Annotated in this window: 11 protein-coding genes; 2 read left to right on the forward strand and 9 right to left on the reverse strand. The window is 65.1% G+C overall.

The window, feature by feature from the left end:
* Nucleotides 1–24: 24 nt before the first annotated feature.
* The 6 genes from AABN02_RS12205 to AABN02_RS12230 all read right to left on the reverse strand — a co-directional run bounded on the left by AABN02_RS12205 (nucleotide 25) and on the right by AABN02_RS12230 (nucleotide 10,603).
* Nucleotides 25–798, reverse strand: coding sequence for a hypothetical protein (locus tag AABN02_RS12205; protein WP_338415204.1), 774 nt, complete (start codon nucleotides 796–798; stop codon nucleotides 25–27).
* On the reverse strand, nucleotides 795–1,982 hold the full coding sequence (locus AABN02_RS12210) for an AAA family ATPase (protein WP_338415205.1): 1,188 nt from the start codon (nucleotides 1,980–1,982) through the stop codon (nucleotides 795–797). The genes AABN02_RS12205 and AABN02_RS12210 overlap by 4 nt, the downstream gene beginning before the upstream one ends.
* Nucleotides 1,975–5,520, reverse strand: a complete 3,546-nt coding sequence (gene pglX, locus AABN02_RS12215) for a BREX-1 system adenine-specific DNA-methyltransferase PglX (protein WP_338415206.1) — start codon at nucleotides 5,518–5,520, stop codon at nucleotides 1,975–1,977. The genes AABN02_RS12210 and pglX overlap by 8 nt, the downstream gene beginning before the upstream one ends.
* Before the next feature lie 183 nt (nucleotides 5,521–5,703).
* A complete protein-coding gene (brxC, locus tag AABN02_RS12220) occupies nucleotides 5,704–9,309 on the reverse strand; it encodes a BREX system P-loop protein BrxC (protein WP_338415207.1) in 3,606 nt (1,201 codons plus the stop codon).
* A gap of 80 nt (nucleotides 9,310–9,389) precedes the next feature.
* The gene (locus tag AABN02_RS12225) at nucleotides 9,390–9,977 is read right to left on the reverse strand and encodes a DUF1788 domain-containing protein (RefSeq protein ID WP_338415208.1); all 588 of its coding nucleotides are present in this window, start codon (nucleotides 9,975–9,977) and stop codon (nucleotides 9,390–9,392) included.
* Entirely contained in the window at nucleotides 9,974–10,603 is a 630-nt protein-coding gene (locus AABN02_RS12230) for a DUF1819 family protein (RefSeq protein WP_338415209.1), read from the reverse strand. Before AABN02_RS12230 ends, AABN02_RS12225 begins: the two co-directional genes overlap by 4 nt.
* 403 nt (nucleotides 10,604–11,006) lie before the next feature.
* Between AABN02_RS12230 and rimO the strand changes: the two genes are divergently transcribed.
* On the forward strand, nucleotides 11,007–12,386 hold the full coding sequence (gene rimO, locus AABN02_RS12235) for a 30S ribosomal protein S12 methylthiotransferase RimO (RefSeq protein WP_338415210.1): 1,380 nt from the start codon (nucleotides 11,007–11,009) through the stop codon (nucleotides 12,384–12,386).
* Between the two features lie 17 nt (nucleotides 12,387–12,403).
* Nucleotides 12,404–13,588 (forward strand): PLP-dependent transferase, encoded by a 1,185-nt coding sequence (locus AABN02_RS12240; RefSeq protein ID WP_338415211.1) that lies wholly within the window; start codon nucleotides 12,404–12,406, stop codon nucleotides 13,586–13,588.
* Nucleotides 13,589–13,648: 60 nt separating this feature from the next.
* Here AABN02_RS12240 and AABN02_RS12245 read toward each other — a convergent pair whose 3' ends face one another.
* The 3 genes from AABN02_RS12245 to AABN02_RS12255 all read right to left on the reverse strand — a co-directional run bounded on the left by AABN02_RS12245 (nucleotide 13,649) and on the right by AABN02_RS12255 (nucleotide 17,721).
* The gene (locus AABN02_RS12245) at nucleotides 13,649–15,085 is read right to left on the reverse strand and encodes an HlyD family type I secretion periplasmic adaptor subunit (RefSeq protein ID WP_338415212.1); all 1,437 of its coding nucleotides are present in this window, start codon (nucleotides 15,083–15,085) and stop codon (nucleotides 13,649–13,651) included.
* A 14-nt stretch (nucleotides 15,086–15,099) separates the two neighbouring features.
* The gene (locus tag AABN02_RS12250) at nucleotides 15,100–17,280 is read right to left on the reverse strand and encodes a type I secretion system permease/ATPase (RefSeq protein ID WP_338415213.1); all 2,181 of its coding nucleotides are present in this window, start codon (nucleotides 17,278–17,280) and stop codon (nucleotides 15,100–15,102) included.
* Nucleotides 17,281–17,361: 81 nt separating this feature from the next.
* The gene (locus AABN02_RS12255) at nucleotides 17,362–17,721 is read right to left on the reverse strand and encodes a hypothetical protein (protein WP_338415214.1); all 360 of its coding nucleotides are present in this window, start codon (nucleotides 17,719–17,721) and stop codon (nucleotides 17,362–17,364) included.
* Nucleotides 17,722–18,612: the final 891 nt, after the last annotated feature.

An 18,612-nucleotide genomic window follows, 5' to 3' on the forward strand; every position in this document is an offset into this window, starting at 1 on the left:
CGCTGCATGCGCCATTCTCGGGGTTCAACTCTTGGCGTGGCGCGCTCGCCAGTCGTCACACAAGACGCCGGACAGCGCCTCGTCCAGCGCGTCGGAGAATGCGCGGAAGCTGGGCATGGTGTCCATGCGGGTCGCTTGCGCGTCGTCGATGGGATGTTCCCGGAGCCAGTCGGCGAGTTCTTCCCCCGCCAGGTGCCGCCCCATGGTGGCGTCGAGCCGTTCCTTGGCCGAGTTGGGCGAGCGGTCGTTGCCCGGCAGGGATTCGAGGGGCGCGCAGTCGTGCAGGGCAGGCGACGCGGCGGCGATGAGCCATGCCTCGGATTTCGGCTTCGGCAGCATCGGTACGCCGCCCACGAAACCCGCGCTGGCAAACCCGCTGCGGATGGAGTGCCACTTGTCGTCCCAGAGGGTAGAGGGGCTGCTGCGGGTGCCATCACTGTCGCGGAACAGCACGGGCAGCACGGGCTGGTCGGTTTCGCGTTCCATGCAGCCGGCCAGATGGCCGAGTGCCTGGGCATTGACACGGTAGTAGCCGGTTTCCGCCGCCTGCTTCTGGCTGCGTGCGGGGCGCAGTCGGCCGGTGGCGTGGGTTTTGGCGTAGTCGCACAGTGCCGTTTCGGTGATCAGGTCCAGGGTGTCGGGGTAGTCGATCACGTCGTAGCGGAGGCGGCCAGCCATGCGCTGTGACAGCAGCACCGCCATCGGGCCGATGCGCAGGTCGGCGCCGCTGCAACGGCCTTGGGCGTTGGTGCAGGCGCCGAGGTCGGTCGGGCCTTCACCGCTGAGCAGGATTTTCATGCGGCAAGTCCCGGTATTTGCGGGGAGGGGAGCTTTGCCGCATCAAGCGCGATGCATTCCTCGGTCAGGGCGCGCAGGTCAGTGTCTACAAAGGCATCGCCCGGACCCATGCAGCGCAGTTTCTCGTTGATGCGGGGGATGTCGAAAAAACGCCGCACCTTGGTTTCGCCCTGGGGAGTCTTGTAGATGAACTGCACGGCCTGCCGGGCGGTGTCGTCGCTCAGGTAGTTCAGGATCAGCGGGCTGTGGGTCGTGACGATGGTTTGCTGCGGGCTGGCGACCAGGGCGTCCACGAGGGGTTCGACGATTTCCTGGTTGATGCCGTTCTCGATTTCATCGAGCAGGACGAGGGATCTGTCCGAGGTCGTCTGCGCGAGGATGGCGAGCACGCGCAGCAGGCCGTCGTTGAGGTGACGGGCTTCGGTTTCGATGCGGTGGTCGCCGTATTGTTCGAAGACGCTGAGTTTCTTCCAGCCGGATTTCTGGCTGGTGATCTTGAAGTCGGTGACCTGGGGGTAGAACTGGCGGATCAGGGTCAGGAGCTGGTCGCGCTGGGGGCCTTTGATGCCGTGGAGGAAGGCGGAGAGTTTTTCACCGCCGGCACCGATGTCCTTTTCGCTGTCGGCCTTGCTGGTCGGGCGGCGCATCAGGTTGGGGGCCAGCAGTTCGAGGGAGCGGATGTTGCGCAGCGCGTCGCGCATTTCGAGGATGGGCGCGGGCAGGGCGTCGTCGCGCAGTTGGGACAGGATCGAGCCTTGGTAGGTGAAGCCGATGGGGCCGTCGATGTTTTTGCTTGTGAACGGCGCGTGCGTTGTCAAAGTTCCCGTCTTGACGCTCAACGCCAGTTGGCCGTTGATGCCAATATTTTCAGTCGCGCAGTGAAGCGAATTTCTGTTCAGGGCGGAATGCCAGAAAATACTGTCCCCAGTCTGGGTTTTATATCGTATTCCAAGGCCGATCGGTTGGCGGAGCCGAAGGTTCGAGCTGAGATCGCTTATTTCCCAATCGCGCATGGCGAGCCAGTCGTCCAGGCGGCCGTGCATCAGTTGCGACATAAAATCGATGGCCTGGAGCAGCGTGCTTTTCCCCGCGCCATTCATCCCAATGAGGCAATTGAAGTTTCCGAGTGGAAACTGGACATTCGCCAGGGATTTAAAATTCGAGAAAATAAGCCGCTCAATCATCGCCCGTTCCTCCAGTCACCGCCTTCACCTCCGCCAGCAGATCCCCGAACTTCCCGTAGTTCACCTTCACCCCGTCGTCGAGGTCGAGGGTGATGCGCTGGTCGGCGTAGTGTCGCAATTTCTCGTCGTAGGCGAGCAGTTCGTGTTGCTGTTTGCGCAGGGCGTCGCGCTGCTTGGTGAGGCGGGTGCGGGCGGCTGTGGAGCTGGCGGCGCGGATGTCGGCTTCGAGGCTGTCGAGGCGGGCGGCCAGCTTGCTGGTCAGGGGCAGGACGTAGTCGGCGCGCAGGCGGGCGAGGGTGCCGGCGTGGTAGCGGTGCAGGTAGACGAGGCACTGGAAGGCGCCTTGTTTGCCGCTGGAGAAGAGCCAGTAGATGGGGCGCTTCTTGTAGGTCTGGAGGTGGTCCTTGAAGAACTTGTCGGCGAGGTAGCGGCGCAGGGTCTCGTCGGGGGTTTCGCCGGTTTTCTGGCCGAGGCTTTCGGCGAGCCAGGCGAGGTTTTCTTCGAGGGTGTCCGGGCCCCAGACGGCGCGGACGAACTCGCGCACGCGGGCGGCGGTGTCATCGGGGAACCAATGCGTGTCCGTCAGCGGGAGGATGCCGTCGGCGTCGGCGGGGAATTGGGTGTATCGGGTGGGGTCGAAGCCTTCGTTGCCGGCGTGGGCGTAGATCAGGCCGGGTTCGTCCAGGCTGTAGCGGCCCATCATGCAGCCGATGGCATACGACACGAGGCGCTGGCAGTCTTTTTCGCGGTCGGCGCGGGCTAGAGTTATCTGGTTTTCAGTGACGTCTGGGGATAAATATTTTTGAAGAGAGTACGCATTGATGAATATTTTATTGTTTTCCTCTTCGATGGCCTTTATTTTTTGCAGTCGATTGACGCAACTAATTTTCCATTTCTCCCACTCGATGGAAATCCTTTGAGATATTTGATCGAAATCAAGAAGGGGTGATTTTGCGAAGTCCCATGATATCTCGAATGCGTCCCAATCATTTTTTGATATATTGATGGGCTCAATATTTGCTTCGATGGCTTGTAGTATCGGTATTTGCCCGACTTGCCCTATTTCAAACCCGATATTGGGCGAAAGTATTTTTAAGAATTCTTCTGCGACGCACGAGTTAAGTAGTGCGAGTGACTGCAGTATTGTTTCTTTTTTACCGAAAATGCCTGGCCCCTTGTGGCTTACTATGTTGCCCTCTGGTTCGTATCGGAATCCGGTTGTTGTGTTTGATATTAATGTCCAGGTGATATTCTCCTTAAAGTAGTAATCGCCTGCACGATATCTGGAAAGTATGTTTCCATTGCTGTCGCATAGTGAACGTATTTCTTGCCCATCATTCTCCCAGTTTACTAGCCATTCCCTGTTTCCATACCATTTCCTGAAGGATCCTCCTTTTGAATATGGGAACCATTTGCGATTGGAGTTTTTGGCATTTTCGCGAGCGCCAAAGCCTAAGCCTGTTCGCGATATTTCTACCTCGGGCCAAAATCTGATGAAGCGATCATTGTCGCCTGTGGCTAGCCCCTGTTTTACGTCTGCAATGGACTTCAAGTTGGGTGCGTCCGAGAAAATTTTTCTCAGGTCATCATCAATCCAATATATGATTGGTGTGCCTGATATATCTTTGAATTTTTCTTGTGCAACATCATGCACCATTGATGGTGATCTATTAAGAAATATTTGATTTTTGTCTGATGACTCGGGTGCTAGGTTTAAATTTATGTATCGCCCGGCTAGATAGTTAATTTTTGCGAAAAAGATGGATGTTGCCGATGCCTGCGCAACTTTTGAGTTCATTTCTGGAAAACTGTTGTAACCAATTTGAATTAGGGTTGATATGCTTCGACGGTCCACTATCATTTGTCGCATAGACTCAAATGAAGAAATAAATAACCAATTTTGCATGGTTATCATATTGTTAAGTCCTGTAGGTTTGCACCATTCAAACCCGCGCTCCATGAACATGGCGAACAGATCGGCCTTGCTGTCCGGGAAATTCGACTTGGCGAATTCCTTCAGCGCCGGGTTCATGCCCTTGCCGCCCATGTAAGGCGGATTGGCCACCACCGCATCGACCTGCATCGCCAGCATCGCTGTCTGCATCACCAGCGGCAACAACTCCTTGGCCGCCTCGTGCGCGTACAGATCCCCACTGTCCAGCGCCTTCGACAAACCCGCCGTCAGTGCTTTCAGCTCTTTAGCCAACTCCTTGGAAACCCGCGTCAGCGACCCCGTCGTGTGCGTCAGCGCAAACGTGTTCAGCAGCCGCCGCAACGTCGCCCGCTCCACCCCATGCGGCCCCAGATGCCGCTCGAATTCATCCAGCGGCAACCCCGCACTCTCGCGCAAGGCAATCACATTCAACTTCGGCGCCTCGCCACTGAACAAGCGCCGATCGTCCGCCCGCGCCTTCATCAGCAGCGCAAACCCCGCCAACTGCGCCGCCCGCCCGTCGATGTCCAGCCCGTACAGGTTCTTCTCCAGAATCAACCGCGGCACATCCCGCAGCCGATACCCCCGCTCCAGATAGATCGCCTTCAGCACGTCATAGGCCACCACCAGGATGTGCCCCGACCCACAAGCCGGATCCAGCACCGTCAGCGACTCCGGATTCAGCGTGTCGCCATCCTCCGCAATCCGCGTCTGGATCAGCGCATCCAGTTGCGCCTGCACCTCCGGCGTCTGCTCCGCCGGCGCGATGTAATACGGCCACTCCGCCGCCAGCCCCGACGACGGATTCGCCATCAGCCACAGCCGCCCCACGCTGTTCTGCACCAGGTACTGCACGATCCAGTTCGGCGTGAACAACTGCGTCGCCGCCGGAATGTCCTCGCTCTTGACGACCTTGCCGATCACCTCGTCCTTCTTCTCGCTGATGAAGAACTGGTACAGCCAGCCGATCACCTCCACCTCCGCCCAGTCCTCCTCCGCGATCTCGCCCACCAGCTTGGCGACCACCGAATCGCTGTGCAGCAGGTTGTCGGGCAGCAGCAGCTCCGTCTCGTCGTCGATCGCCTCGAACAGGAACGGCATCGCCGCATGCAGCGCATTGCACTGCGCCACCAGCACCCGCCGGTACAGCTCGCCATCCTGGTTCGCCAGCTTCAGCTCCCGCACCAGCTCTGCCCGCAAGCCCGGCAACTCCCCCGACTCCGCCAGCTCCATCGCGTGCGCCAGCACCTCCGGCGGCCCGCCCTCGGGGTTCGACAACACCCGCCGACCATGCCCCAGGTAATCGTGCAGCTCCATGTAGCGCAGCGCGGCCAGCCGGTTGAACCACGTGTAGGCAATCGCCTCCAGCGTCGAGAAATACCCCTCGCGCCGCATCCGCTCCACCAGCGCCTCGCGCAGCCCCTTCACCCCCGCCGGCCACGCCCGCCCGCCGATCATCGCCACGTCCCCGCGCACCTCGCACGGCTCCGCCTCCACCCGGCCCAGGTTCAACCGGATGCCCAGCAACTGCGAGCGCGTCGTCACCGCCTGGATGAAATCACGCCGTGCCTGCGGGGCGTATCGCTTCAGGGAAGTCTTGTTCATGGTCGTTCTACTTTCGTCTCGTTTGTCGTTCTGGTCGGCTGACCCCGAGGCCCCCCTCCCAACCTCCCCCCGCTGGGGGGAGGAGCAAGAAGCCCGGTCCTCAGCCATCACCGGTCCGGCTCCCTCCCCCCAGCGGGGGGAGGGTTGGGGAGGGGGGCTTCGGGGTCAGCCAACCTCCCCACCTCACTGCACCCGCACCCGCTGCCCCGCCTTCACCACGTCCACCAGCCTCGCCCGCAGCCGCCCGAGGTACTCGTCGATCTCCGCCTCGGACTCCAGGTAGCTGCGCTTGAGCAGCGCCGACGCCTGCACCGTCTTGCTTTCCTTGGGCGCGGCCGGCGGCGGTGGAACGACCACGGGCGGCTTGCCCGGCACGGGCGGCGGCGGTGGCGGCGGCGGTGCCACCGACAGCCGGATCACCGCCATCGCCTCGTCCAGCCGATCCCCCGCCTGTCCCTGCAGATACGCGATCTGCGGCAGGCTCACCAGCCCGGCCACCTTTACCTTGAGCGTCTGCAGCGGCTGCAAGGCCCGGTTGCACAGCGCAGGCGCCGCACCGATCTGGTTCAGCGCCTCCTGCACCTCCGCAATCCGCGCGTCGATCGACCCCAGCGCCGCCTCGCGCTGCGCCCCGGCCAACGCGTCGTTCACCGTCTGCACCGTGGCGACCAGCGGCTCGATGCGGGCGATCTTGCTGTACGGCGCCGCGTCGTCGCGCAAGGCTTCCATCGCCTTCAGCGCCTCGCCCGCCTTGGTCTCCTTCGCCAGCGCTTCGCGGTTGTCCTCGAAGGTTGCCAGCGCCTCCAGCAGCCGGCGCCAGGTCGGCAACTGCTGCTCATAGAAGGCGCCCAGGTCGGCCATGTCCTCGCCCGCGTCGCGCCAGTCGTCCCGACCCCGGTGCAGCGCCTCGATGAACTCGTAGGCATCGCGGATCGCCTGCTGCGCCTGCACCTGCGCGAGCAGGGCCTCCAGTGTCTTCAGCCCCGGATGGTGCTTCTGCGCCGCCAGCGCCTTGAACTGCCGCAGCCGCAGCGCCCAGCCGTCGAGCTGGCCGCGCCAGTCCGCCACCAGCGCGTCGGCGTCCTCCCGCGCCAGCTCGGCGAACAGCTCCTTGTACAGCTCCCGTGCCCGCTTGACGCTGCCCGCGTCCGCCTGCTTGCGCTTGAGGATGCTCACCTGCTTGAACCGCGCCGGCTTGGTCAGCACCTCGACCGCCGCAGCCGGCGTCAGGTCCGCCCCTTCGAGCATCAGCTTCACCTCGCCGGCCATGAACAGCCGCGCCACGATCAGCACCGTCTCCCAGTCCGGCTTCCACCCATACGGCACGCCGCTGTAGCGGTCCACCACATCGGCCAGCAGCACACGGGTGTCCCGGGCCTTGAGCGTCAGGTACTCACGCACATCGGCCAGCGCCTGCGGATTGCCCGCCTCGCCGCCCAGCGCCAGACCGCGCTGCGTCACGTCGTCGGCCGCCAGCACCGCCCGGATCTCCGCCACCGGGTCGTTCTGGCGCACCTTCAGCAGTTTCAGCTTATGGAAGGTGTTGGTGATCAGGTAGTTCACCAGCTCGTCGAGCAGCGTGCCGGGGCTGGCGGCGCGGCTGGTGAGCGACTGGCCCTTGGCGTAGAAGGTGCCGCCCGTCATCAGCCCGGCGAGCTGACCGACCAGCCGGGTGCGGCGCTCGCGGTTCTCGTCCTTGCGCTCAGCCATGATCTTGCGCAGCGAGGGCGTCGCCGTGCCCGCCTTCGGCCCTTCGACGAACTTCTCGATCTGCAGGTACAGCGTCAGCTCCACGTCCAGCCGCTGCCCCTCGTCGAGCCGGATCAGCGCCCGGCCTTCGCCTTCCCCGCTGCGCAGCAGGCAGTAGCTCTCCGACAGCCGCTCGTAGTCGTCGCCCAGCGGCGTCAGCACCTCGACGCTCAGGACATGGTGCGCCGCCTTGTACGGCGCCCCGTCCAGCAATCGGTTGAAGTCGTAGTCGCCCTTGGTGTCGCGGTGGCGCACGCGGGTCTGCCCGGCCAGCACCTCGTCGAACACCATCTCGCCCAGCAGCCGTGCCTTCTCCGCCGCCGACACCTCGACATGGCCGATCTCGCGGGCCACATCGCGCTCCTCATTGGTCAGGAAGAACCACTGGTCGCCATTGCGGCTCACGAGCTTTTCCGCCTCCAGCCGCTCCAGGCTGGCCTGCAGCCGCCGCTTCAAGGCGAGCTTGTCGGCGTCGATGCGGTCCAGGCTCAGCGTGGCGAGGTTGTCCAGCGTCGGCTTGAGCACCTCGGCCACGTAGCGGATCAGGAACAGCGCCTTGAGCAGGTCCAGATCACCGGGCAACTGCAGCGCGCGGTTGTCACCAGCCTGGTCGATGGCGCGCTTCACGGAGGTGTCCAGGAAGCTCTCGATCGACGGATAGAAGTCCTGCAGCGGCACCAGCGCGTCGATGCCCCGAAGTTCATTGCGCCGCGTGGCCGACTGGAAGGCGTCGAGCAGGGAGCGCTCCCCCCGCGACAGGTGCTTGCCCGTGGCGCCGACCCGGCGGATCGACTCGAACACCTTCTGCAGCAGCGCGAACTGGTAGGGCGCATACGGGTACATCGCCACGAACTCGGCCGCGTCCCGGTAGCCGCGCAGGCTCATCGTCGCGCCGACGAAGGAGAGTTGGTTGTTGATGATGTCGCTCTGGCGTTCGAACACGCCGCGCAAGGCCCGGTGCGCGTCCTCGGTCTTGGCCAGCAGCCGCTCGCCGATCACCTCGTCGGTGTTGGAGCTGGCCAGCGACAGCCGGGTGTGGAAGCGGCCCTGGATCTTCGAGAAGTCCTGGCTGCGCGCCTTGTTGGCGTCACCGAGGGCCGCGTCGATGTCCTCCTGGCTGGTGACGATGACCCAGGCGCGGCCCTTGCACAAGGTGCCGAGCTGCTCCGTGATGGTCTGCAGCGTCAGCATCAGTTGCGTGTTGGCGCCGATGAACTGCCCGATCTCGTCCACCAGGAACACCACGCGGTGCCCCGCCGGCCGGGTCTCCAGGTAGTCGCGGATCAGCGTGGCCAGCCCCTCGATGCTGATCTTGTAGTTGTCGCGCGCGTTGTCGAACCAGGCCGCCGCGGACTCCTCGCGCATGCCCAGCGCAACCGCCAGCGACGCCACGACATCGTCACGGAGGAAATCGACGGAGTCCCGCTCTTTGCTCCATGCGGAACCCTTGCGTGCCAGGAATTCGGCCTGGAAGGTGTCGTAGGCGCCCTGTGCCACGAGGTGGCGTTCGAGCTGGGCGATGTGCGGCTCCTCCGAGTAGCCCAGGCGCTCGTTGAACACGCGCAGGAAGACTTGCAGGATCACGTCGCGTTCCGACTTCCCGGTGGCCTTCGCGTCGATGTTGAACAGCATCACGTCGGCGCTGCCGCGCGTGGCGCGCTGCACGTCGGCCAGCAGCATCGGATCCTTGATCTTGTTCGCGTCGAAGAAGCTGGCGGCACGCCGGGTGGTGCCCGTCACAGGGTCGTGCGCTTCGAGGTTCTCCAGCAGGTAGGACAGGATCTTGATGAAGTGCGACTTGCCCGAGCCGAAGAAGCCCGACACCCACACGCCCATGCGCGCTGCCAGCACCGGGTCATTGGGGTTGTCTGCTGCTGCCAGATAGGCGTCGAAGAACTTGCGGAAATACCCGACGAGCTGCGTCGTGAGGACGTATTCGTCGAGTTCCTGCCAGATGCTGGCGGCGTCGCGCTGGTCGGCCTTGATGACGCCGTTGATCGGGCGGTCGATCGGCTTGAGGAACAGGTCGCGGATCTGCATGGGTGTGGACTCCCCTGGGATGTTGTTGTGTGTGGGTGTTGCGGCGGCACCAGCGCAGCGGGCAGCCGCTGCAGGAGGCGTCAATCCACCAGCCGGAAGGCGCGGTAGTAGTGGTCGCCGTCCTGGTGGATCGGCCGGTCGAACAGGCTGAGCGAGAACCCGTTGTAGCTGCCCGGAAAGAACATCAGCACCGGCTTGTTGCCCACCAGCGGATGCAGCGCCGACAGCAGCGTGTGGCTGCGCAGCACCGGATAGGCGGCACCGACGCCCGTCAACATCAGCAGGTCGATCGTCTCGACATCGGTTTCAGCCGCGATGCGCTGAGCCACCTTGTCTTCACGCAGCACCGAGCGCAGGCCCGGCAGCGTGGCCTCGGCACCTTTGTCGGCCTGCATCTGGATCACCTTGTCCAGCAGACCCCGCTCGCGCAGCACCTCGATCATCAGCGCGAACAGGTCGATGGTCTTGAAGCGCAGCGGCGGTGACTGCCGCGCCAGCGCCGGCTCGATCACCTCGCGCACGAAGGCGCGCATTGCGACTTCGTCCTCGGGCGGGTAGTCGAAGATCCAGAAGCCGATTTCATTGCCCATGCCGCGGTTGAGCAGGAAGTCGTCGGAGGTGATGCGGGGCAGGATGCGGTTGAGCCGCTCGTCAAAGGTCATGCTCATGCGCGCGCATGCAGAGGCTGCAGTTCCAGCAGGTCAATCATCTTGTTCTCTCCCAGGGACTTGAGCAGGCGAGCGAGGTCCGGATGGACGCCGGGCGTGCGCAAGCGCAACGTCCGAGGCGCGTCGAGGTAGCGCGCTTCGACCAGGATCCGCACGATCACCTGCCACAGCTTGGCGCGGGTCGCGGAGGTCCAGACGTCGACGCCTGTGTCACGCGCTGCGCAGTCCGCCAGAAATGGCTCCCACGCCCGCCGCGACAAGGTGTTGTCGAAGCGTCGATGGTGCGCGAGGAGCACGTCGTGCATGAAATCGGCCAGCAACGCACTGTGAAAAAGTGCCGCCACCAGCAGCGTCTGGGTCGCGGCCTCCTGCGAGCCGGTGGCGACGATGTCCCAGGCGACACGGGGCAGGGTGTCCAGCCGGTCACGGATCAGACCGGCCAGCCGCACGGCCGTGGCGGGACTGTTCTTCTGCAGCAGGTTGTCCGGCCCGATCGCCTGGCGCCACTCGGCCAGCGTGGGCGACTGCAGCCGCAGCGCCGCGATGCGCCGGCTCTCGGGCAGCATCAGCGGGCCTCCGGTCAGGGTGGCGCTGTAGCGGGATCTGGAGGGAGCGGAGGCGTTCACCCGGCGAGGCGAAACGCCCGGCGGCTGGGGCATGGCGCGGAACAAGATTCTTGATAGAGGATCAGTCGTGAAGCGGACGGTCAGACCGCTGCAGGCGTGGTTTGATCATATCGTCTGAGGGTGGGCGTGGCGGCGGTGTCCACCGGACGGCGCCCGAGGTCGCCCGATCACCCTGTCTCCGCTGAGCGACCGCGGCACCGAGGCGGCAGAAAACTCTGCCATCGGCGCCGTGCAGCGCACCGCGGAAAGCATCGTTCCGTTCAGGAGCTGGGTGCGCTAGCTCACCGGCGCCGAGCGCTATTCGAAGACCGCGGCGGAAGCTGCCGCCAGTCAGGCCCGATAAGGGGGCGGGCTGCTCCTTGCGGCGGCGCACGAGGGCGGTGGTGGCGGCACAATGTCGCCCATGCAAAACACCCCCATGCAAGACCACGCTCCGCGCATCGGCTTCGTCTCGCTCGGCTGCCCGAAGGCGCTCACCGACTCCGAGCTGATCCTGACCCAGCTCAGCGCCGAAGGCTACGCCACCAGCAAGACCTTCCAGGGCGCTGATCTGGTGATCGTCAACACCTGCGGCTTCATCGACGATGCCGTGCGCGAAAGCCTCGACACCATCGGCGAAGCGCTCGCGGCCAACGGCAAGGTCATCGTCACCGGCTGCCTCGGCGCCAAGACCGGCGGCGACGGCGGCAACCTCGTGCGCCAGATGCACCCCAGCGTGCTCGCCGTCACCGGCCCGCACGCGACGCAGGAAGTGATGGACGCCGTCCACCTGCACGTGCCCAAGCCGCACGACCCCTTCATCGATCTCGTGCCCGCCGCCGGCATCAAGCTGACCCCGAAGCACTACGCCTACCTGAAGATCAGCGAGGGCTGCAACCACCGCTGCTCGTTCTGCATCATCCCGTCGATGCGCGGCGACCTCGTCTCGCGGCCGATCGGCGATGTGCTGAACGAGGCCCGTGCGCTGTTCGAGGGCGGCGTGAAGGAGCTGCTCGTCATCAGCCAGGACACCTCCGCCTACGGCGTCGACGTCAAGTACCGCACCGGCTTCTGGGACGGCAAGCCGGTGAAGACCAAGATGCTCGACCTCGTCGCGCAACTGGGTGAGCTGGCGAAGCAGCACGGCGCCTGGGTCCGGCTGCACTACGTCTACCCGTACCCGCACGTCGACGAGATCCTGCCGCTGATGGCCGAGGGGCTGGTGCTGCCGTACCTGGACGTGCCATTCCAGCATGCGCACCCCGACGTGCTCAAGCGCATGAAGCGGCCCGCGAGCGGCGAACGCAACCTGGAGCGGCTGCTGAAGTGGCGCGAGGCCTGCCCCGAGATCGTCGTGCGCTCGACCTTCATCGCTGGCTTCCCCGGTGAGACCGAAGCCGAGTTCGAGTACCTGCTCGACTTCCTGAAGGAAGCGCAGATCGACCGCGCCGGCTGCTTCGCCTACTCGCCGATCGAGGGCGCGCCGGCCAATGCGCTGGAAGGCGCGCTGCCGGACGCCGTGCGCGAGGAGCGCCGTGCCCGCTTCATGGCCGTCGCCGAATCGGTGTCGACTGCCAAGCTGCAGCGCCGCGTTGGCTCGACCATGCAGGTGCTGGTCGACAGCGCGCCGTCGATGGGCAAGAAAGGCGGCGTGGCGCGCACCTACGCGGACGCGCCCGAGATCGACGGCACGGTGAAGATCCTGCCGCCGACCAAGGCCTCGAAGACGATGAAGGTCGGCGACTTCGCACGGGTGCGCATCGTCGGCGCCTCGGGCCACGACCTGGTGGGCGAGCTGCTGTGACGGACCGGAAAGACGCCTTGGCGACGGCCCTGATCCACCACCCCTACGCGGCGCCGCCGGAGTTCGACGCGCTGCCGCCGGCGGTGTTCAAGGCCTCGTCGGTGTTCTTTCCGAACGTCGCGGCGATGCGCACGCGCCGCTGGGACGACAAGAGCGGCTACACCTACGGCCTGCACGGCACGCCGACCACGTTCACGCTGGAGGCGCGGCTTGCCACGCTCGAAGGCGCGAAACACGTCCTGCTCGCCCCGAGCGGGCTGTCGGCGATCACGCTGGTGGACATGGCGCTGTTGTCGGCGGGTGACGAGGTGCTGCTGCCGGACAACGTCTACGGTCCGAGCCGCAGCTTTGCCGCGCACGAGCTGAAGCAGTGGGGCATCTCCTGCCGCATGTACGACCCGATGGACCCGGTATCGCTGGTGGTGGCGCTGTCGCCGAAGACGAAGCTGGTCTGGCTGGAGGCGCCAGGGTCGGTGACGCTGGAGTTCCCGGACCTGCGCCGTCTGGTGCGCGAGGCGAGGGTGCATGCGCCGCAGGCGGTGGTCGCACTCGACAACACCTGGGGCGCCGGGATCGCGTTCAACGCTTTCGACCTCGGCGAGGGGCAGGCGGTGGACGTGACGGTGCATGCGCTGACCAAGTACCCGTCCGGCGGCGCGGACGTGCTGATGGGCTCGGTCGCGTGCCGGGACGACGCGCTGCACCAGCGGCTCGCGTGGTGCCACAGCCGGCTCGGGCTGGGCGTGGGCGCGAACGATGTGGAGGCGCTGCTGCGCGGCCTGCCGTCGCTGGCGCTGCGCTACGCGGCGCAGGACGCGGCGGGGCGGCATATCGCCGCTTGGTGCGCGGGGCGGGCCGAGTTCGTGCGGGTGCTGCATCCGGCGCTGCCCGGTTCACCGGGGCACGCGCACTGGGCGGGGCTGTGTTCGGCAGCGGCCGGGCTGGTCACGGTCGAGTTCGATCCCCGCTACAGCGCCGCGCAGGTCGATGCCTTCGTCGACGCGCTGCGGCTGTTCCGCATCGGCTGGTCGTGGGGCGGGCCGGTGAGTCTGGCCGTGCCCTACCAGCCCAAGGCGATGCGCGCGCTGGCGACGCCGTACCGCGGGACGCTGGTGCGGCTGTGCATCGGGCTGGAGGCGGTGGAGGATCTGGTGGCGGATCTGGAGCAGGCGCTGGCGGTTGTTCAGGGCGCGATCCGTTGATCCGGATGTCGGCACCCATCACGTCCGCCGGAATCCCCGTCCTTTAGGGCGGGGAGGATGTCAACGCTCCCTGAGACTTTCCCCCACCGCCCGCTGGAACGGGCTCAGGAAATAGTCCATCACCCGCCGCGTGCCGAGCTTGGCTTCGACCGTGACGGCCATGCCCGGCGTCAGGGCCACGTCCACGCCGTCGATGTCGAGGCTCTTGCGGTCCAGCCGGACGCGGGTGGCGTAGATCAGGCCGCGCTTGTCGTCGCTGATGGCGTCGTGGGAGACCGAGGTGATGACGCCCGGCACGGTGCCGTAGCGGGTGTACTGGAAGGTCTCGACCTTGACCACCGCTTCCTGCCCGACCCGCACGAAGCCGATGTCCTTGTTCTCGACCATGGCCTCGACCTCCAGCGTCTCGTGCGTCGGCACGATCACCATCAGCGGCTGCGCCGGCGTCACCACGCCGCCCACGGTGCGCACCGCGAGCTGCTGCACCGTGCCGTCGACCGGCGCGGTGAGCTGCATCTGGCGGCCGTGGCTGTCGGCCTTGGCGAGTTCCTGCTCCAGCGAGGCTGCGCGCTGCGTGCCTTCGTTGACGCTGTCCAGCGCGGTGCGGCGGGTCTGGGTGGCGAGTTCGTGTTTCTGGTCGACGGTCGCGCGCCGGCCCGCGTCGATCTCGGCCAGGCGGCTGCGCAGCGTCGCGAGGTCGGCGGTCTTTTCGACGCGGGCCTGTTCGCGGTCCTGGTAGCCGTGGCGGGAGATGAAGTTCTCGTCGGCGAGGTCCTTGAAGTCCTGCGCGCGGCGCTCGGCCATCGGCAGGGTGGCTTCGAGCTTGCGCACCGCTTCCACGGTGGATTGCCGCTCGGCGTCGGCGCGGGCCAGTTCGGCGTCGATGCGGCGCTGGCGGGCGAGGTACTCCTGGTGCTGGCTGGTCAGCAGGCGTTGCGCGGCCTGCAGCCGGTCGGCGGGCAGGGACACACCGCCCGCCAGCCGGGGCGCCTGCCCGCTGTCGATGGCCGCCAGCAGCGCCTGTGCGCGGACCGCCTGCAGCCGCGCATCGGCGAGTTCGCCCGCCAGCCGCGTGCGGTCGGCCTGCGCGACGCTGGCGTCCAGCTCGATCAGCACCTGCCCGGCGTGCACCGTCTGGCCCTCCTGCACGAGGATGGCGCGCACGGTGGCCGTCTCGATCGGCTGCACCACCTTGCTGCCCACCTGCGCCACGACCTTGCCGGACGCGGTCGCGACCACGTCGATGCGCCCGACCGTCGCCCAGCCCAGCGCGAGCGCCACGAAGGCGACGATGCTCCACATCGCCACCCGCGGCGCGGGCGACAGCGGCGTCTCCTGCAGCGCGAGCGCCGCCGGCAGGAACTCCGCCTCGTGCGGCAGGCGCGGCACCGGGTCGAGCGTGTGGCGCTGCGACCAGGCGAGGCCGAACACGGCGGCGTAGCGGCGCAGCAGATCGGCCAGTGCCTGGCCGCGCCATTTCAGCGTGGAAGTGGTCATGGGATGGGGGTCCGTCAGCTCTGCTGGAGGCGGTGGAGGTAGGCGTACAGGCCCTTGGGGCGGGCCAGCAACTCGGCATGGGTGCCGGCTTCGACGATCTGGCCGCGGTCCATCGCGAGGATGCGGTGTGCCTCGCGCACGGCGGACAGGCGGTGGGCAATGATGATCACCGTGCGGCCCTGGCAGATGGCGCGCATGTTCTGCTGGACGATGCGCTCGCTCTCGTAGTCGAGCGCGCTGGTGGCCTCGTCGAAGATGAGGATGCGCGGATTGGTGATCAGCGCCCGCGCGATGGCGATGCGCTGGCGCTGGCCGCCGGACAGCGACGAGCCGTGTTCGCCGACCAGCGTGTCGTAGCCCTCGGGCAGCTCGGTGATGAACTCGTGCGCGCCGGCCAGCCGGGCCGCCTGCATCACGACCTCCAGCGGCGCGCCGGGATCGGCCAGCGCGATGTTGTCGCGGATGCTGCGGCTGAACAGCACGTTCTCCTGCAGCACCACGCCGATCTGGCGCCGCAGCGAGGTCGAGTCCACCAGCGCCAGATCGACGCCGTCCACCAGCACCCGCCCGCGCTCGGGCACATACAGGCGCTGCACCAGCCGCGTCAGCGTGCTCTTGCCCGAGCCGGAGCGGCCGACGATGCCGATCACCTCGCCCGCGCCGATGCGCAGGCTGACCTGGCGCAGCACGTCCTGCCCGTCCGGCCGGTAGCGGAAGTGGACCTGGTCGAAGTCGATCTGGCCGCGGATCGGCGGCAGCGTGCTGCGGGCGCCAGCGATCTCGGTGCGGGTGTTGAGGATGTCGCCCAGGCGCTGCACCGACAGGCCGGTCTGCTGGAAATCGGTCCACATCTGCGCCAGCCGCATCACCGGCTGCGCCACCTGCGCGGCCAGCATGTTGAACGCGATCAGCTCGCCCACGCTCAGCTCGCCGCCGATCACCAGCCGGGCGCCGAGGTAGATGGTCGCCACCGTCACCAGCTTGCTGATGAGCTGCACGCTGCTGTTGGCGAGCGTGCCGAGCGTGGCTGTGCGGAAACCGGCCGAGACGTAGGCGGCGAGCTGCTGGTCCCACTGGCGGGTCCACTGCGGCTCGACCGCCATCGACTTGACGGTGTCGATGCCGCCGAGGGTCTCGACGAGGAAGGCCTGGTTCTCCGCGCCGCGGTTGAACTTCTCGTTCAGGCGGGTGCGCAGCAGCGGCGTGAAGCCGAGCGAGACGAGGAGATAACAGGGCAGCGAGACCAGCACGACGCCGGTGAGCGCCGGGCTGTAGCGCCACATCACCGCGAGGAACACGACCGAGAACAGCAGGTCCAGCACCAGCGTCAGCGCATTGCCGGTCAGGAAGGCGCGGATGTTCTCCAGCTCGCGCACCCGCGCCACCGAGTCGCCGGCGCGCCGTGCCTGGAAGTAGGACAGCGGCAGCGCGAGCAGGTGCCGGAACAGCCGGGCGCCGAGTTCCACGTCGATGCGGCTGGTGGTGTGCGCGAAGACGTAGCTGCGCAGCGCGGTCAGCGCGATCTCGAACACGATCACCACCACCAGCCCGACGGCGATCACGTCCAGCGTCGTGAAACCGCGGTGCACCAGCACCTTGTCCATCACCACCTGGAAGAACAGCGGCGTGATCAGCGCGAAGAGCTGCAGCACGAAGCTGACCGCCAGCACCTCCAGCAGCAGGCGCCGGTACTTGACCACCGCCGGGATGAACCAGCTGAAATCGAACTTGCCCAGCTCGCCGAGCAGCGAGGCGCGCGAGGTGAACAGCACCAGCTCGCCGGTCCAGCGGGCGGCGAGGGCGTCCAGCGTCAGCGTCTCCGGGTGGCCGACGGCGGGCGACTGGATCAGCACGCGGTCGCCATCGACCCGCGCCAGGATGAAGCACTCGCCATACGGGCCGATGCCGATGGCCGGCAGCGGCGTGGTCGCCAGCCGCTCGGGCCGGGGGCGCACGCTGCGGGCGTGCAGCTGGAGCGCCCGGCTCGCCAACAGCAGCCCGGGCGTGTCCATTTTTGCGCCCGGCGCCTTGTGTTCATGGGCGATCTGCGCCGGGTCCGCGGCGATGCCGTGGAAGCGGGCGATCATCACCAGGCAGGTCAGGGCGGTGTCGAGGTCGGCGGTGGTTTCCGGGGCGCGGCTGTCGGGGGGCGGTGTGGCGGGGGAAGGCGCAGTTTCTGCGGCCGGGTGGTCCATTGGGGATTCTCGATAAGGGGATTTGACTTGACTGGGGGAGAGTCAATGGTTCTGATATTTCATGGCCACTTGACGGTGGCGTCAGGGTGCGTCGGGCGGAAGCGCGTGACTGAACACCATGAACAGAAAGGCGACGAGGGTCACTAGCAAGAACGCGGTTACTGACAAAGGAACGCCCCCGAGGCGACCGATTGCCTGACCATCACGTGTTGTTGCCCGGTTGGCAAAGAACCACCCACCAGTGACGGCTTGTAGAAGAAGGCTGATCAAGAGCGCCATGACCAAGGGGACGTGCAGGCCTGCGAAAGTGATGATTAATTTGAAAACTATCGCCATGAATACCACTGTGCCCACATACATGAATGCGTGTTTCCACGAGACATTCATTCTTCCAAGAATCCGTGCCGCGGACTTTACCGCCACGGCATATAGAGCGAGCATCAGGGCGAGTGGGAGAAGCGTTAATATTTGAATCATTGTATTTGACGTTGGGCGTTAATAAGTCGCAACGGCGCACTCGGTATTTAATAGTGGTGAGCTGGCGAACTACTACTGTCGGACCTTGCGACGAATTTTTTAAATTTGACTATTGTCATTCGGGTAGTCCAAAAAATCCCACGGAATCTCTTGGCGGCAGGCTGCCGGCGTAGCTTGTTGACTGTCCGTTTGAAGAAATTGTTTAGGTTTTACTTCGCCGAGCGAACGCGCGTATGTATTGTTTCGCCAATACTTCTCCGCGCTCAAAGTCTTCTTTGCTAATAGAAGCCAGGAGCCGCTCCAGTGAGCGGTGCGCGTCCTTGGAAATATCGCTTTCGACATTCGAGTTTCTGCCACCAGGCAACTCGGCGGTTGCGATAGCGCATCTGAACCACGCGTAGGCCTCGGCGTTGCTTTGAGGAACGGCCTCGCCGGCTTGAAATGCGTGGCCCAAGTGCCATTGAGCTTCGGAATGGCCCGCCTGAGCGGCATTTCGCCACAACTCCACGGCGCGCGCGCGATCTTTGGGGCCGCCAAGCCCTTCATAGAGCAGATAACCGAGGTTGTTTTCTGCCGAATGGTCCCCGCTAGCCACAGATTTTGACCACGCGACTCTCGCTGTCGCAAAGTCTTTTGCGCGGTATGCGTTTACCCCGCGGTTGTAGGCGCTCTCTTCAGAACGTGGAAATGCGCAGGATGCAAGAATAACGGCTGCTAAGCAATTTCAAATAAGTTAAATACTTAAAATTCAAACTTATATTTTTTGCCAAATCCATCGAGAATTTCAGCGACATCCTGTTCAAGAACCACTTTATCCCGACGCTTTGCTTTCATCCAAGTGTATTTCATCTTGTG

The organism is uncultured Sphaerotilus sp. (genome assembly GCF_963924895.1).
In the GTDB taxonomy this organism is placed as follows: domain Bacteria; phylum Pseudomonadota; class Gammaproteobacteria; order Burkholderiales; family Burkholderiaceae_C; genus Sphaerotilus.